Annotated in this window: 11 protein-coding genes; 5 read left to right on the top strand and 6 right to left on the bottom strand. The window is 73.3% G+C overall.

What is annotated here, in order from left to right:
- Nucleotides 1-223 precede the first annotated feature (223 nt).
- On the top strand, nucleotides 224-2,425 hold the full coding sequence (locus AC5RWQ_RS20790; RefSeq protein WP_494284363.1) for an MMPL family transporter: 2,202 nt from the start codon (nucleotides 224-226) through the stop codon (nucleotides 2,423-2,425).
- Between the two features lie 230 nt (nucleotides 2,426-2,655).
- Nucleotides 2,656-4,164: an MFS transporter gene (locus AC5RWQ_RS20785; protein WP_494284362.1), complete on the top strand. Its 1,509-nt coding sequence runs from the start codon at nucleotides 2,656-2,658 to the stop codon at nucleotides 4,162-4,164.
- A 58-nt stretch (nucleotides 4,165-4,222) separates the two neighbouring features.
- Here the strand turns inward: AC5RWQ_RS20785 and AC5RWQ_RS20780 are convergent, their stop codons facing one another.
- Nucleotides 4,223-5,116: an endo alpha-1,4 polygalactosaminidase gene (locus AC5RWQ_RS20780; RefSeq protein ID WP_494284361.1), complete on the bottom strand. Its 894-nt coding sequence runs from the start codon at nucleotides 5,114-5,116 to the stop codon at nucleotides 4,223-4,225.
- Nucleotides 5,117-5,230: 114 nt separating this feature from the next.
- Nucleotides 5,231-6,352 (bottom strand): CAP domain-containing protein, encoded by a 1,122-nt coding sequence (locus AC5RWQ_RS20775; protein ID WP_494284360.1) that lies wholly within the window; start codon nucleotides 6,350-6,352, stop codon nucleotides 5,231-5,233.
- Between the two features lie 371 nt (nucleotides 6,353-6,723).
- Here AC5RWQ_RS20775 and AC5RWQ_RS20770 point away from each other — a divergent pair, with 371 nt between their 5' ends.
- The 3 genes from AC5RWQ_RS20770 to AC5RWQ_RS20760 all read left to right on the top strand — a co-directional run bounded on the left by AC5RWQ_RS20770 (nucleotide 6,724) and on the right by AC5RWQ_RS20760 (nucleotide 11,458).
- Nucleotides 6,724-6,918 (top strand): hypothetical protein, encoded by a 195-nt coding sequence (locus tag AC5RWQ_RS20770; RefSeq protein WP_030487463.1) that lies wholly within the window; start codon nucleotides 6,724-6,726, stop codon nucleotides 6,916-6,918.
- 299 nt (nucleotides 6,919-7,217) lie between these two features.
- Nucleotides 7,218-10,829: a chromosome segregation protein SMC gene (gene smc / locus AC5RWQ_RS20765; protein ID WP_494284359.1), complete on the top strand. Its 3,612-nt coding sequence runs from the start codon at nucleotides 7,218-7,220 to the stop codon at nucleotides 10,827-10,829.
- Nucleotides 10,829-11,458: an HAD family hydrolase gene (locus AC5RWQ_RS20760; protein ID WP_494284358.1), complete on the top strand. Its 630-nt coding sequence runs from the start codon at nucleotides 10,829-10,831 to the stop codon at nucleotides 11,456-11,458. Before smc ends, AC5RWQ_RS20760 begins: the two co-directional genes overlap by 1 nt.
- A gap of 261 nt (nucleotides 11,459-11,719) precedes the next feature.
- Here the strand turns inward: AC5RWQ_RS20760 and AC5RWQ_RS20755 are convergent, their stop codons facing one another.
- The 4 genes from AC5RWQ_RS20755 to AC5RWQ_RS20740 all read right to left on the bottom strand — a co-directional run bounded on the left by AC5RWQ_RS20755 (nucleotide 11,720) and on the right by AC5RWQ_RS20740 (nucleotide 14,960).
- Nucleotides 11,720-12,241 carry a DinB family protein gene (locus tag AC5RWQ_RS20755; RefSeq protein WP_494284357.1) on the bottom strand — a complete coding sequence of 174 codons (522 nt, stop codon included), beginning with the start codon at nucleotides 12,239-12,241 and terminating at the stop codon, nucleotides 11,720-11,722.
- Nucleotides 12,242-12,285: 44 nt separating this feature from the next.
- On the bottom strand, nucleotides 12,286-12,780 hold the full coding sequence (locus AC5RWQ_RS20750; protein WP_494284356.1) for a universal stress protein: 495 nt from the start codon (nucleotides 12,778-12,780) through the stop codon (nucleotides 12,286-12,288).
- Nucleotides 12,781-12,784: 4 nt separating this feature from the next.
- The gene (locus AC5RWQ_RS20745; protein ID WP_494284355.1) at nucleotides 12,785-14,404 is read right to left on the bottom strand and encodes an MDR family MFS transporter; all 1,620 of its coding nucleotides are present in this window, start codon (nucleotides 14,402-14,404) and stop codon (nucleotides 12,785-12,787) included.
- Between the two features lie 112 nt (nucleotides 14,405-14,516).
- Nucleotides 14,517-14,960, bottom strand: a complete 444-nt coding sequence (locus tag AC5RWQ_RS20740) for a MarR family winged helix-turn-helix transcriptional regulator (RefSeq protein WP_334482830.1) — start codon at nucleotides 14,958-14,960, stop codon at nucleotides 14,517-14,519.

The following is a 14,960-nucleotide window of genomic DNA, read 5'->3' as shown; positions in this document are numbered from 1 at the left end:
GTGTGCCGACCCCGCGCCGCGCTGGGCAGGCCCCGGACACGCGCCTGATATTCCGCTGATTGTCCGGTTGGCCCACCCGGGTCGGCCCGCCCGGACGGGATCCGCCACGTCCGGGACGAGCCGGGGCCGTTCCCCGATGTCTCCGCCCGCCGTCCTCCCTAGCGTCAGGTCGTCGGCAGGGAGCCGGCGTACGGAGGGGGCCGAGGAGATGGGCAGGAGACCGGTGACGGTGCGGCTGGCGCGGTGGAGCGCCGAGCACCCGTGGCGGGCGATCGCGCTCTGGGTGGTGTTCGTGGCGGTGTGCTTCGTCGGTGGCAACGCCGCCGGGTTGAAGGAGGCCACCGACGCCGACATGGCGATCGGGGAGTCCGGGCGGGCCGACATCATCGTCACCGAGGGCGCCTTCGCCGATCCGGCGGTGGAGAACGTGCTGATCACGCCGCGGGGCGGGACGCTGGACCAGGCGGCGGCGCGGGCCGCCGCGACGGACGCGGCCGACCGGCTCCGGCAGGTGACCGGGGTGGCCTCGGTGGGGACGCCGGTGCCGTCGCGCGACGGCGGGGCGCTGCTGCTGCCGGTCACCATGTCGGGTGACGCGAAGACCGCGTCGGAGCGGGTGCAGCCGCTGCGCGACGCCACCGCCGAGGTGCAGCGGGCCCACCCGGGGCTGCGGGTCGAGGAGGTCGGCGGGCCGTCGATCAACAAGGCGCTCGACGACACCCTGGGCAAGGACTTCAAGCGGGCCGAGCTGCTCAGCCTGCCGGTCACCCTGGCCATCCTGATCGTCGCGTTCGGCGCGCTGATCGCCGCGGGCGTGCCGGTGCTGCTGGCGCTCTCCTCGGTGGCCGCCGCGATGGGCCTGTCCACCCTGGCCTCGCACCTGGTGCCGGCCACCGACACCACCGCCAGCGTGATCCTGCTGATCGGCATGGCGGTCGGGGTGGACTACTCGCTGTTCTACGTGCGCCGGGAACGGGAGGAACGGGCGAAGGGCCGGGCCGGGCTGGACGCCGTGGAGATCGCGGCGGAGACCTCCGGACACGCCGTGGTGGTCTCCGGCTTCGCGGTGATCATCTCGATGGCCGGTCTGCTGCTCGCCAACGACGCGGTCTTCTCCTCGCTCGCCGTCGGCTCGATCCTGGTGGTCGCGGTCGCGGTGACCGGCTCGCTGACCGTGCTGCCGGCGCTGCTGGCCAAGCTGGGCCGCTGGGTCGACCGGCCCCGGGTGCCGCTGCTCTGGCGGCTGACCGCGGCGCGTACCGGACGGCACGGCGAGCCGGCGAAGCCGCGGTTCTGGCCGGTGGTGCTGCGGCCCGCCCTGAAGGCGCCGCTGGCCACCCTGGTCGTCTCGGTCGGGCTGCTGCTCGCCCTGGCCGCCCCGGCGCTCGGCATGAAGCTGAAGTTCCCCGGCATGGAGGACCTGCCGCGCACCACGGCGGCGATGCAGGCGTACGACCGGCTCACCGCCGCCTTCCCGAGCACCGGCACCAGCCACACGGTGGCCGTCCGGGCGCCGGCCGAGCAGGCCGACCGGGTGCGCGGGGCGCTGACCGGGCTGGCCGGCCGGGCCGGTGCCGACCCGCTCTTCGCCCCCGTCGAGGCCGACGGCCCGAAGATCGAGGTGTCGGCGGACCGCCGGGTGTCGGTGCTGGAGGTCGCCACCCCGTACGCCAGCCGGGACGACCGGGCGGTGCGCTCGCTGGACGAGCTTCGCGACGACCTGCTGCCGGCGGCGCTGCGCGGCATCCCCGGCGTCGAGTACGCGGTCGGCGGCGGGGTGGCCGCCAGCGAGGACTACGCGCAGCACGTCGAGGAGAAGCTGCCGGTCGTGATGGCGTTCGTGCTGGCGCTGACCTTCCTGGTGATGACCTGGACGTTCCGGTCGGTGGTGGTCGCGCTCACCTCGATCCTGCTCAACCTGCTCTCCGCCGGCGCCGCGTACGGGCTGCTGGTGCTGGTCTTCCAGAACGGCTGGGCGGAGGGGCTGCTCGGCTTCACCTCGATGGGGGCGATCGTCTCCTGGCTGCCGCTCTTCCTCTTCGTGGTGCTCTTCGGGCTCTCCATGGACTACCACGTCTTCGTGGTCAGCCGGATCCGCGAGGGCATCCGCAACGGCATGTCGAACCGGGACGCGGTGGCGTACGGCATCACCTCCTCGGCCGGTGTGGTGACCAGCGCGGCGATCGTGATGGTCGGGGTGTTCGGGATCTTCGCCTCGCTGAGCACGATCGACATGAAGCAGCTCGGCGTCGGCCTGGCCGCGGCGATCCTGCTGGACGCCACGATCATCCGGGCGGTGGTGCTGCCGTCGTTGATGACGCTGCTCGGCGATGCCAACTGGTGGGCGCCGCGCTTCCTGCGGGCCCGGGCCGCCGACCCGGCCGACCCGCCGGCGCCGGCTCCGGAGTTGGTCGGCGCCCGCTGACCGCACGCACGGCGAGGGGCCCGGGCCGTGACCGGTCCGGGCCTCCGTGCATCGCACCGCGTCGATGCGACCCGGTTGTCCTCCTTGCCCCGCGATCCACGTCACGACTCACTGTTTCGGCAGGATTAACGGGTCGCTCGGCGGGGCATCTGGCCCGCCATGGACGAACAGCTGACGCCGGTGGCCCGCCGCTGCGCCCCGGCCGCACCCGCACCCCGCCGGAGGGCGTCATGAGCGCCGACGTGCAGACCGGCACCGTACGCACCAACGTGCCGGCCCGGCTGGACCGGCTGCCCTGGTCCCGCTGGCACTGGATGATCGTCATCGGGCTGGGCACCGTGTGGATCCTCGACGGCCTCGAGGTGACCATCGTCGGCAACCTCTCCGGCAAGCTCGCCGAGCCGGGCAGCGGCCTGAGCATCACCCAGAGCCAGGTGACCGGTCTGGCCGCCGCGCTCTACGTGGCCGGCGCCTGCGTCGGCGCGCTCTTCTTCGGCTGGCTGACCGACCGGTTCGGCCGCAAGAAGCTGTTCCTCCTGACGCTCGGTCTCTACCTGGTCGCGACCGCGATGACCGCGCTCTCCTTCGACACCTGGTGGTTCTTCCTGTTCCGGTTCCTGACCGGCATGGGCATCGGTGGCGAGTACGCGGCGATCAACTCGGCGATCGACGAGCTGATCCCGGCCCGGCACCGCGGCCGGATCGACATCATCATCAACGGCACCTTCTGGCTCGGCGCCGCGCTGGGCGCGCTGCTGACCGTGCCGCTGCTCAACGGCCTGCCCACCAACATCGGCTGGCGGGTCGCGTTCGGGCTCGGCGCGGTGCTGGGCGTGGTGATCCTGCTGGTCCGCCGGCACGTGCCGGAGAGCCCCCGGTGGCTGTTCATCCACGGCCGGGCGGACGAGGCGAACCACCTGGTCGACTCCGTCGAGGCCGAGGTCGAGCGGGAGACCGGCAAGCAGCTGGCCGAGGCCGACAGCTACATCCAGATCCGGCAGCGGAAGAGCACGAACTTCCTGGAGATCGCGAAGACGCTGTTCGCCCGGTACCCGAAGCGCGCCGTCCTGGGCTTCTCGCTCTTCATCGGGCAGGCGTTCCTCTACAACGCGATCACCTTCGGCTTCGCGCAGATCCTGCAGACCTTCTTCGACGTGCCGCCGGGCAACAGCGGCTACTACTTCGCGGTGATCGCGGTCGGCAACCTGCTGGGCCCGCTGCTGCTGGGCCGGCTCTTCGACTCGGTCGGCCGGGTGCCGATGATCGCCGGTTCGTACATCGTCTCCGGGGTGCTGCTGCTGGGGACGGCCTGGCTGTTCCACAGCGGCGTGCTCAGCGCGACCACGATGACCGCGTGCTGGTGCGTGGTGCTCTTCTTCGCCTCCGCCGGGGCGAGCGCGGCGTACCTGACGGTCAGCGAGATCTTCCCGATGGAGACCCGGGCGATGGCCATCGCGTTCTTCTACGCGATCGGCACCGCCGCCGGTGGCATCACCGGCCCGCTGCTCTTCTCGAAGCTGGTCGGCACCGGCCAGGTCGGCGACACCGTGCTGGCCTTCGTGCTCGGCGCCACCGTCATGATCATCGGCGGGATCGTCGAGCTGGTCCTCGGCGTCAAGGCCGAGGGGAAGTCGCTGGAGGACCTGGCGACGCCGCTGAGCGCGGAGCACGGCGACATCCCTAAGCAGCGCGGCGGGACCGACACGCCGGCCCCGGCCACCGGGGCCACCGCCGGCTGAACCTCCCGACGCCGCCCCCACCGCGCCCGGTGGGGGCGGCGTCGAGTCCGCCGGGGGCTCACGTCAGGCGGCAGGTCTCCCGCCAGGCGGACAGGTCGCGGGTCTTGCGGATGGAGGAGAAGCCGTACCCGAGGGTGGTCACGCAGAAGCGCGTGGTCGCACCCGCGTACTCGACGTGGAAGACCGGCTTGTCGGCGTCGGCGAAGGGCAGCAGCTTGGCGCACTGCCGCAGCCGGATGCACTCCTCGTTGACCGCGAAGTCGAAGTCGGGCGCCAGCGCCGCCACCTGCCCCACGTCGTTCATCAGGCCGGGGGAGAGGTCGAGCGAGCGGGCCAGGGTGGCCACCCGCCGGTTGAACAGCAGTTGGTCGTCGTAGCCGAGCGGGAAGCCGGAGCGGTGGGCGTACCCGTCGGCGTCGGCCAGGGCCACCGCGCCGAACCCCTTGCCCCGGCAGAGCCGAAACCGGTCGGCCAGCACCGGTTCGAGGGCGTCCCAGCGGCGTACGTCCAGCCAGCGGCTCTGCGGTCGCCGGGCCGGGGCGCCACGGACCGCCGCCGGGAAGCGGCTGGCGTCCGGATCGTCGGCGACGTACGAGCCGACGTGCACCTGGCAGACCAGCCGACGGTCCCGGGAACGCAGCGCGCCGGTGTCGGCGGCGGTCACCCGTACCGGGTCGAGGAGGAAGACGTCGGCGTCGACCGTGGTGTCGATCGGCCCACTGAGCTGCCACTGCCACTGCCACCGCTGCGCGTACGCGGCCGGCCACGGGGTCGGTGCGCCCGGTGGGACCAGCGGGGCGTGGCAGCCGTACACCGGGCTGAGCAGGGTGAGCGCGACGGCCGCCGGCAGCGCCCGACGGACCGCGCGTCGACGGCGCCCCGTCGGCCGGACGCGCGCCGCGGCCCGCCGCGGCCCGCCCCGTCGCGCGGACGCTGGCAGCCGGATCCGCATCGGCAGCTCCCGGGTCCCGGCCGGCGCCCCGCCGCCGGCCTCACCCGGTCAAACGAGCGCCCCCCGGCGACGACGCGGTCACGTCGGCGCCGGGGGGCGGCGGGTCCGTTCCGCTCAGCGCGGGGCGGCGAAGTCCTGGGTCCAGTAGGGCCCGTTGCTGGTCGCCACGCCCACGCCGATCTCGGTGAAGGCGCAGTTGAGGATGTTGGCCCGGTGCCCGGAGCTGCTCATCCAGGCCTCCATGACCGCGGCCGGGGTCTGCTGGTTCCAGGCCACGTTCTCGCCGTAGGTGCGCCAGGAGTAGCCCACCCGGTCCAGCCGCTCGCCGGCGTCACTGCCGTCGCTGCCGGTGTGCGTCATGTCCTGGTGGTCGGCCTGGTCCTGGCTGTGCCGCTGGGCGGCGAGCATCAGCTTGTCGTCGACCTGCAGCGCCCCGCAGCCGGCCTTGGCCCGCTCGGCGTTGACCAGGTCGACGACCTGCTGCACCTGGCTGCTCGCCCCGGCGCTCAGCGTGTTCCTCGTTGGGCTGGCGGTGGGGGCGGTGGTCCGCACGGTGCTCTGCCGGGAGGGCGCCTGGGTCCGCTTCGGCGCGGGTGCCGGCGCGACGCTCCGGCTCGGCGACGGGGTCGGCCGCGCGGTGGTCGGCGACGCGGTGGGCGCGGCGGTGGTCGGCGACCCGGTGGCGGCCAGAGCGTCGGCGGGAGCGCCGCCAAGCCCGGGCGCCACCGGGGCGGCGGCGACGGTGTCGTCGAAGGAGGCCTGGTCGGCGTCCTCGTCACCGCCGGGCAGCACCAGCGCTCCCACCCCGAGGCTGACCACCAGGGTGGCCGCCGCGGCGGCGCCGCCGATCAGCAGCGGGCGGGGGAGGCGCCCCTGCTGCCGGTGCCGGCCCTGCCCGTCGGCCGCCGGCTCGGAGGTGGGCCGCCAGGCACCGGCGCGCGCGGCGAGGTCGACCACCGGGATCGAGCCGGTGGTCTCCGGGCGGGCGGTCAGGTCGACCGGCGGGGTGACCGGGGTGCGGTCCCGGTACGGGGCGGTCTCGGCGGGCGGGCGTCCGAAGCGGCCGGTCGGGGCGTCGGCCCACCGGTCGTCGCCCGGCTGCCCCGGCTCGTCGCCGAAGAGGTACGCCGACCGCGGCTCGGGACGGTCGGTGAGCCAGCTCGGGGGCTCGTCGGCCGGCGGTCGCGCACGCCGGTAGGCGGCGTCCGGGTCATCTGGGTCGGTCCAGCCGTTCACGCCTGTCGCCTCCACGGGGTCGGTTGCGGGCCGCGCTGACGCTACGGCTGCACTCTGAACTGCGGCAACGTGGCTAAGGAAGAGTTAAGGCGAGTGCGCCTCACGAGGTGACCCTACGCACATTCCGAGGCGTAGAGTTGAGGAGTCCGGACAGAGCGTGTCCGAGCCTTGCGGCCCCCGGCAAGTGGACAGGGCAGACGTGGAGATGATCTACGGCCTGCGGGAACTTGACGAAGGAGGGGGTATCGGCTCAATATATAGGTGTCGCCAGTCGCGCCCGGTCATGCCCACATATCGGTGGGAAGACAGCCGCGTACACGAATGGGCGCGCGTTGGCCGGCTCTTCCGGCAGCGCATATCAAGGAGTCAGCATGGCTAAGGCCCTGTACGGCCACGTAGGTGCAGCGCCCGACCGGCGTCTGCTCGACGAGGTCACCCGACTGCGTTCCAGGGTTCAGGCACTGGAGTTCGAGATCACGCGTTTGCGCGCCGACAATGATCGGCTCGCGGCGGCGGCGGCGGAGGCGGACGACCTCCTGCGGCTGGCCGAGCCCGCGCTGACCTGATCTTCCAGCGTCGGAAAACTGAATCGCACCATCACGAAATCGCGCGCCGACACTTTAGTGCCGGCGCGCAGCTCTGTCTCCGCACCATTCAGCGCCGCAATTTCGCGATCTTGTGGAAGTCGTCGTGGAACCGCTCCGTTCGGCCGCCCGTCACCAATTCCGCCGATGATCCGTTCCCGCTGGGGCGGCCCCGGGGCGGGTCGCGTGCCCTGCGGTCCCCGGCAACGCGTTAGTCTGCGGGTTCACCAGGTCCGCGCAGCCCGCGACGGTACGGCGGCCACCGGACGAGGATCGAGAAGGTGTATCTCAAGAGCCTGACGGTGAAGGGGTTCAAATCCTTCGCCTCCGCGACGACGCTGAAGCTGGAGCCCGGGATCACCTGCGTGGTGGGCCCGAACGGCTCCGGCAAGTCCAACGTCGTCGACGCCATCGCCTGGGTCCTCGGCGAGCAGGGCGCCAAGGCGCTGCGCGGCGGCAAGATGGAGGACGTCATCTTCGCCGGCACCGCCGGCCGGGCGCCGCTGGGCCGGGCCGAGGTCACCCTCACCATCGACAACACCGACGGCGCGCTGCCGATCGAGTACACCGAGGTCTCCATCACCCGCCGGATGTTCCGCTCCGGCGAGAGCGAGTACGAGATCAACGGTGACACCTGCCGGCTGCTCGACATCCAGGAGCTGCTGTCGGACTCCGGCATCGGCCGGGAGATGCACATCATCGTCGGCCAGGGGCGGCTCGACGGCATGCTGCACGCCAAGCCGGAGGACCGGCGCGCGTTCATCGAGGAGGCGGCCGGCGTCCTCAAGCACCGCAAGCGCAAGGAAAAGGCGCTGCGCAAGCTCGACGCGATGCAGGTAAATCTCAACCGGCTCACCGACCTCACCGCCGAGCTGCGCCGCCAGCTCAAGCCGCTGGGCCGGCAGGCGGAGGTGGCCCGGCGGGCCGCCGCGATCCAGGCGAACCTGCGCGACGCCCGGCTGCGGCTGCTCGCCGACGACCTGGCCACCCTGCGCGCCACCCTGGACAGGGAGATCGCCGACGAGACGGCGCTGCGGGAGCGACGCGAGCAGCTCGACGCCGAGCACACCGAGGTGCAGGGCCGCCTCGGCGAGCTGGAGGCGGCGCTGGCCGAGGACGCCCCGCTGCTCGCCGCCGCGCAGGACACCTGGTACAAGCTCTCCGCCCTCCAGGAGCGGTTCCGCTCCATCGAGCAGCTCGCCCGCGAGCGGCTGCGCCACCTCAGCGCCGCCGGGGACGACGAGCGCCCCGGCCGCGATCCCGACCAGCTGGAGGCCGAGTCGCAGCGGGTCCGCGAGCAGGAGGAGGAGCTGCGCGAGGCGCTGACCGACGACCAGATCCGGCTCGCCGAGGCGGTGGAGCACCGGCAGGAGCTGGAACGGCAGCTCGCCGCCGCCGAGCGGGAGCTGGTCGCCGCCGCCAAGGCGATCGCCGACCGCCGGGAGGGGCTGGCCCGGCTGACCGGGCAGGTGAACTCTGCCCGCGCCCGCACCACCAGCGCCGGCGAGGAGATCGACCGGCTCGCCGCCGCGCACGCCGACGCGCTGGCCCGGGCCGAGCAGGCCCAGGCCGAGGTGGACGCGGTGGCCGAACAGTCCACCGAGGCCGACCGGGACAACGCCGACCTCGACGAGCGGCACGCCGAGGCGGTCGCCGTGCAGGAGAAGGCGCAGGCTGCCGTCCGCTCGCTGGCCGACGCCGAGCGAACCGCCGAGAAGGACGCGGCGACCTGGAAGGCCCGCGAGGAGGCGCTCGCCATCGGCCTGCGCCGCAAGGACGGCGCCGGCGCGCTGCTCGCCCGCGCCGGCGAGGTGCCCGGGCTGCTGGGCAGCCTGGCCGGCCTGCTCACCGTGGCCCCCGGCCACGAGGCGGCGTTGGCCGCCGCGCTCGGCGGGCTCGCCGACGCGGTCGCGGTCAGCGGGGTGGACGAGGCCGTCGAGGCGATGCGGCTGCTGAAGATCTCCGACGCCGGCCGGGCCGGCCTGCTCGTCGGCAGCCCCGCCGGGCCGGGGATGACCGGGCCGGCCCACGCGCTGCGCCCCCAGCTGCCCGAGGGCGCGCGCTGGGCGCCCGACCTGGTCGAGTGCGCGGCCGAGATCCGCCCGGCCGTGCACCGGGCACTGCGCGACGTGGTGCTCGTTGACGACCTCGCCGCCGCGGCCGAGCTGGTCGCCGACAGCCCGGAGCTGCGCGCGGTCACCCCGGACGGGGACGTGGTCGGGGCGTACGCGGCGGCCGGTGGATCGGCCAAGGCGCCCAGCTTCATCGAGGTCCAGGCGGCCGTGGAGGAGGCCCGCGCCAACCGGCTGACCGCCGAGCGGACGGGCGCCGAGCTGCGCGAACAGCTGGTCGACGCGCGCGCCGAGGTGGCCACCGCCAAGGAGGCCGTGCAGCACGCCGCCGCCGCCAAGCGGGAGGCGGAAAGTCACCGCAACGCGGCCGCGCGGCGGCTGGCCGAGCTGGGCGCGGCGGCCCGCTCGGCGAAGGCGGAGACCGACCGGCTCGGCGAGTCCCGGTCCCGCGCCGAGGCGGCCCGGGAACGCGACCTGACCGCCCTGGCCGAGCTGGAGGAGCGGCTCCGGCTGGCCGAGGCCACCCCGATCGACGCGGAACCCTCCACCGAGGAACGCGACCAGCTCGCCGCGATGGTGCCCCGGGCCCGGCAGAACGAGATGGAGGTCCGGCTCGCGGTGCGTACCGCCGAGGAGCGGGTCTCCTCGATCGCCGGTCGGGCCGACTCGCTCGCCCGGCAGGCGGCCGCGGAGCGGTCGGCGCGGGAACGGGCCGCGGCCCGCCGGGCGGCGCGGACCCGGGGCGCGGCGATCGCCCGCGCCGTGGTCGGCGGCGCCCGCGAGGCGCTCACCCGGCTCACCGGGTCGATCGCCGCGGCCGAGGAGCACCGCGACGCCGTGGCGCGCGAACGCGCCGCCCGGGAGGCCGAGCTCCAGGAGGTACGCGGCGCGGCCAAGCGGCTCGGCGCGGAGCTGGAACGGCTGACCGGCCAGGTGCACCGGGACGAGGTGGCCCGGGCCGAGCAGCGGCTGCGCATCGAGCAGCTGGAGGCGAAGGCGGCCGAGGACTTCGGCCTGGACGTCGAGACCCTGGTCGCCGAGTACGGCCCGGCGCAGCCCGTGCCGCCCACCCAGGTGGACGTGGCGACGGCCGAACGCGACGGGCTGCCGGTGCCCGAGCCGGTCCGGTACGAGCGGCCGGTGCAGGAGAAGCGGGCGGCCAAGGCGGAGCGGGAACTGGCCCTGCTCGGCAAGGTCAACCCGCTGGCGCTGGAGGAGTTCGCCGCGCTGGAGGAGCGCTTCAAGTTCCTCTCCGAGCAGCTGGAGGACCTGAAGGCGACCCGCCGGGACCTGCTCACCGTGGTCAAGGACGTCGACGAGCGGATCCTGGAGGTCTTCGCCAGCGCGTTCGCCGACACCGCCCGGGAGTTCGAGCAGGTCTTCACGGTGCTCTTCCCCGGCGGCGAGGGACGGCTGATCCTCACCGACCCGGAGGACCTGCTGACCACCGGCGTCGAGGTGGAGGCCCGGCCGCCGGGCAAGAAGATCAAGCGGTTGTCGCTGCTCTCCGGCGGCGAGCGGTCGCTGACCGCGGTGGCGATGCTGGTGGCGATCTTCCGCGCCCGGCCCAGCCCGTTCTACATCATGGACGAGGTGGAGGCGGCCCTCGACGACGTGAACCTGGGGCGCCTGATCACGCTCCTGGCGCAGTTGCGGGAGAAGAGCCAGCTGATCGTCATCACGCACCAGAAGCGGACGATGGAGATCGCCGACGCCCTCTACGGGGTGACCATGCGCAGCGGGGTCACCCAGGTGATCAGCCAGCGGCTCAACCGGGCCGCGGACGACGAGCGGCCTGGCCGCGGCGAGGAGAATCAGTAGTGGCACGGGAACGGCCGACGGCACTCCTGCTGGACTTCGACGGCGTGCTGCGCCGCTGGGACCCGGCGGTGGCCGCCGGCGTGGAGCGGGAGTACGGGCTCTCCGAGGGGATCCTCGGTGAGATCGCCATGTCGTGGGGGCTGCTCCGGCCGGTGCTCACCGGCAAGGTCAGCCACGCCGAGTGGATGGCCAGCGTGGCCGACGCCTTGGCCCCGTCGCTGGGCAGCCCCGAGCGGGCCCGCGCCGCCGTGGAGGAGTGGCAACGCTACCGGGGCGAGATCGACAGGGACGTGCTGGACTTCGTCCGGGAGGCCCGGGCGGCTGGCGTACGGGTCGGGCTGGGCACCAACGCCACCGATGTGCTCGACGCGGACATCGCCGCGCTGGGGCTGGTGGACGAGTTGGACGTGATCGTCAACTCCTCGGTGATCGGCGTGCACAAGCCGGCCAAGGAGTATTTCGAGGCGGCCTGCGAGGCGCTGGAGACCCCGCCGTCGCGGGTGCTCTTCGTGGACGACGAGGCCCGGGCCGTCGCCGGCGCCCGGGTTGCCGGGTTGTCGGCGCACCGCTGGGACGGCCCGGGCGACCTGCGCTACCTCCGGGCGGCGCTGCGGACGAGTCCGGTCTAGTCGGTACGACTTTTCGTACCGGTGCGCCGTCGCCAACGACCTCGAGCCGGTGACCGGGGGTCGAGGCCTCACCCCGCAACCGGGGGTCTGCTCGGCACGCTACGAACTTGATGACGTGGATGCATCGCCCGGCCCGGTGGGGACCGATTCGTTGACGACATCAAGTTCGTAGCGTGGCAGGAAGGGACCCGGCACCCCGCGCCGGCCGGTGGGCGAGGCACCCCGACCCACCCGCACCCGCGACACCGACGGACCTCGGTCTCACTCCCCGGTCACGCCGTCGATGCGTTCGCGGATCAGGTCGGCGTGGCCGTTGTGCCGTGCGTACTCCTCGATCATGTGGACGTGGACCCAGCGCAGGTTGAAGGTCCGCTTCTTCGGCCCGACCTCGGTGAACGTCTCGTCCAGGGAGTGCCCGGCCGCGGCGGCCCGGGCCAGCTCGACCTCCCGGTGGAAGGTGGCGAAGTCGGCCTCGGCGTCGGCGGTGCTGACGTCGTGATCCGCGTCGGGGTTCTGAGGGGTGAAGTACGGGTAGTCGACCTTCTCCCCGGCGAAGTTCTCCCGGAACCACCAGGCCTCCACCTCGGCCAGGTGCCGGACCAGGCCGAGCAGGGTCAGCCCGGACGGTTCGACGCTCGGAGTACGCAGCTGCTCGGCGGTCAGCCCGGCGCACTTGAGCAGCAGGGTCTGCCGGTGGTAGTCGAGCCAGCCGTCCAGCATGGTGCGCTCGTCGCCGACGGTGGGCTCGGGGGTCCGGGGGATCTCCGGTGCTCTCCAGGTCATGCCGGGCATCCTGCCCGGCGGCCCCGACAATCCGCGACGGGTTATCAGGGCACCACGACGACGGGCCAGCGGCCGGCGCGGACCAGCCGGGTGGCGACCGAGCCGACCAGGCGGTGCCCGGCCTGCTCGGACGACCCGACCACGACCAGGTCCGCGCAGTACTCGTCGGCCGCCTTGCGGAGTTCGGCGTACGCGTCCCCGCGCCGGCAGAGAAAGGTGACCGGCAGGCCCAGCTCGTCGGCCCCGCGCCGGAACTGCTCCCGCAACTCGGCGGCGAGCTCGTCGTGGGTCTGCTGCACCGCCCCCGCGACCACCCCGGAGATCACTCCGGTGTAGGCGGCGGGGGAGCTGACGAAGACCACCACCAGCCCGGCGCCCTGCCGCCGGGCCAGGCCGGCGGCGTACGCGGCGGCGCGCAGCGAGGTGCGGGTGCCGTCGACGCCGACCAGCACGACCCGCGGCCCGTCGGTGCCCCGCTCGAAGCCGACCGGGCGGGCCTGCGGGCCGTACTCCTCACGGTCGTCCACCGGCGTGCTCATCGCCTCAGTCCCGGCTGCCGGTCCGGACCACGGCCGACCCGCCACCGGCCGCGACGGTCGACTCGCGCTCCACCTCGGTGGCGATCGGGTCGTTGTTGTGCAGGCGCAGCGGGATCTCCTTGATGAAGCAGACCGCGATCAGGGCGACCAGCCCGAACGGCGCGGCCGCCAGGAAGATGTCACCGGCGCCGTGGCCGTACGCGCTCTCCACGACCGCGCGGATCGGCGCGGGGAGGGTGTGCACGTTCGGCAGGGTGCCGCCACTGCCCGAGCCGGCAGTCGGGACGCCGAGGGCGGTCAGCCCGTCGGCGATGTAGCCCTTCACCTTGTGCGAGAGGATCGCGCCGAGCGCGGAGACGCCGATCGCGCCGCCGAGGCTGCGGAAGAAGGCGACCACCGAGCTGGCCGCGCCGAGCTCGTGCGGGCCGACGGTGTTCTGCACGGCGAGGACGAGGTTCTGCATGGTCATGCCCAGCCCGATGCCGATCAGCGCCATGTAGATGCTCATCTGCCAGTACGGGGTGTCCGCGCGCAGCGTGCCCATCAGCGCGAAGCCGACGGTGAGCAGGGCCGAGCCGGCGACCAGGTAACGCTTCCAGCGGCCGGTGTTGGTGATGATCCGGCCGACGACCGTGGAGGCGACCAGCAGGCCGCCGATCATCGGCAGCGTCATCAGGCCGGACATGGTCGGGCTCTCGCCGCGGCTGATCTGGAAGTACTGGCCGAGGAAGACCGAGGCGCCGAACATGCCGACGCCGACCGCGATGCTGGCGATCACGGCGAGGGTGATGGTGCGGTTGCGGAACAGCCGCGGCGGGATCATCGGCTCGCTGGCCCGGTTCTCCACCCGGATGGCGAGGGCGCCGAGCAGCAGCGCGCCGACCACCATGACGCCGCTCTGCCAGGAGATCCAGTCGTACTTGTCGCCGGCCAGGGTGACCCAGATCAGCAGCAGCGAGACGGCCGCGGTGATCAGGGTGGCGCCCCACCAGTCGATCTTGACCGCGCGCTTGACCACGGGCAGGTGCAGGGTCTTCTGGAGCACGATCAGCGCCGCGATGGCGAACGGCACGCCGACGTAGAAGCACCAGCGCCAGCCGAGCTGGTCGGTGTCGACGATCACGCCGCCGATCAGCGGGCCGCCGATGGTGCCGACCGCCATCACCGCGCCGAGGTAGCCGCTGTAGCGGCCGCGTTCGCGCGGCGCGATCATCGTCGCCATGATCACCTGGGCGAGCGCGGTGAGGCCGCCCGCGCCGACGCCCTGGAGCACCCGGCAGGCGATCAGTTGGCCGGTGGACTGGGAGAGGCCGGCCAGCACGGAGCCCAGCACGAAGATCGTCAGGGCCAGCTGGACCAGGAGCTTCTTGCTGGCCAGGTCGGAGAGCTTGCCCCAGATCGGGGTGGTCGCGGTGGTCGCCAGCAGCGTCGAGGTGACCACCCAGGTGTACGCGGACTGGCCGCCGTGCAGTTCGGTGATGATCCGCGGCAGCGCGTTGGAGACGACCGTGGAGGAGAGGATCGCGACGAACATGCCCAGCAGCAGGCCGGAGAGGGCCTCCAGGATCTGCCGGTGGGTCATGTCGACGGCGGTCGCCCGGGTGGGCGCTGTCGCCTGGGTCATCGTGGAGTGCCTCCGGTGCCTGTCGTTGAAAGTGTTGCCTAAGGCAACCGTAAGGGTTGGTTGCCTGAAGCAACAACCGGACGTGACGCGGCTCTATTCCGCCCCGGACGGGTCAGAACGTGTCGTTGAACCGGTGCAGCAGCCGGGCGAAGTCCGCGACGTCCCGTTTCGGCCAGCTCTCCATCGTCCGCCGGATCTGCCCGAGCCGGGCGGCCCGGGCGGCGTCGAACCGCCGGGTGCCCTCCTCGGTGAGCCGCAGCTGGGACGCCCGCCGGTCGTCCGGGTCCGGATCCCGCCGGACCAGACCGAGCCCCTCCAGGCCGTGGATCTGCCGACTGAGCGTGCCCTTGCCGATGCCCAGCCGGGTGGCCAGGTCGGTCAGCCGGATCGACCCGGACCGGCGCAGCCAGAGCAGCAGCCCGTACGCGTTCGGCTCCAGGTTGGGGTGCACCTCCCGGGCGATCTCCCAGGACAGCGCCCGCCCCCGACGCAGCAGCGCCGCCAGCTCGTCCTCGACCGCGCGCAGCGTCTCCGGCAGGTGCTCGTCGGTGTCCAC

The sequence above is a fragment of the Micromonospora sp. BS32 genome (assembly GCF_059089345.1).
Note: the sequence above shows the minus strand (reverse complement) of the source record. Positions and strands in the feature narration are given on the sequence as shown.

What these genes read in the sequence shown, in the direction of transcription:
- AC5RWQ_RS20745 (WP_494284355.1), bottom strand. Translation starts at nt 14,404, where the DNA reads ATGACCCAGGCGACAGCGCCCACCCGGGCGACCGCCGTCGACATGACC.
- AC5RWQ_RS20770 (WP_030487463.1), top strand. Translation starts at nt 6,724, where the DNA reads ATGGCTAAGGCCCTGTACGGCCACGTAGGTGCAGCGCCCGACCGGCGT.
- AC5RWQ_RS20755 (WP_494284357.1), bottom strand. Translation starts at nt 12,241, where the DNA reads ATGACCTGGAGAGCACCGGAGATCCCCCGGACCCCCGAGCCCACCGTC.
- AC5RWQ_RS20750 (WP_494284356.1), bottom strand. Translation starts at nt 12,780, where the DNA reads ATGAGCACGCCGGTGGACGACCGTGAGGAGTACGGCCCGCAGGCCCGC.
- AC5RWQ_RS20785 (WP_494284362.1), top strand. Translation starts at nt 2,656, where the DNA reads ATGAGCGCCGACGTGCAGACCGGCACCGTACGCACCAACGTGCCGGCC.
- AC5RWQ_RS20780 (WP_494284361.1), bottom strand. Translation starts at nt 5,116, where the DNA reads ATGCGGATCCGGCTGCCAGCGTCCGCGCGACGGGGCGGGCCGCGGCGG.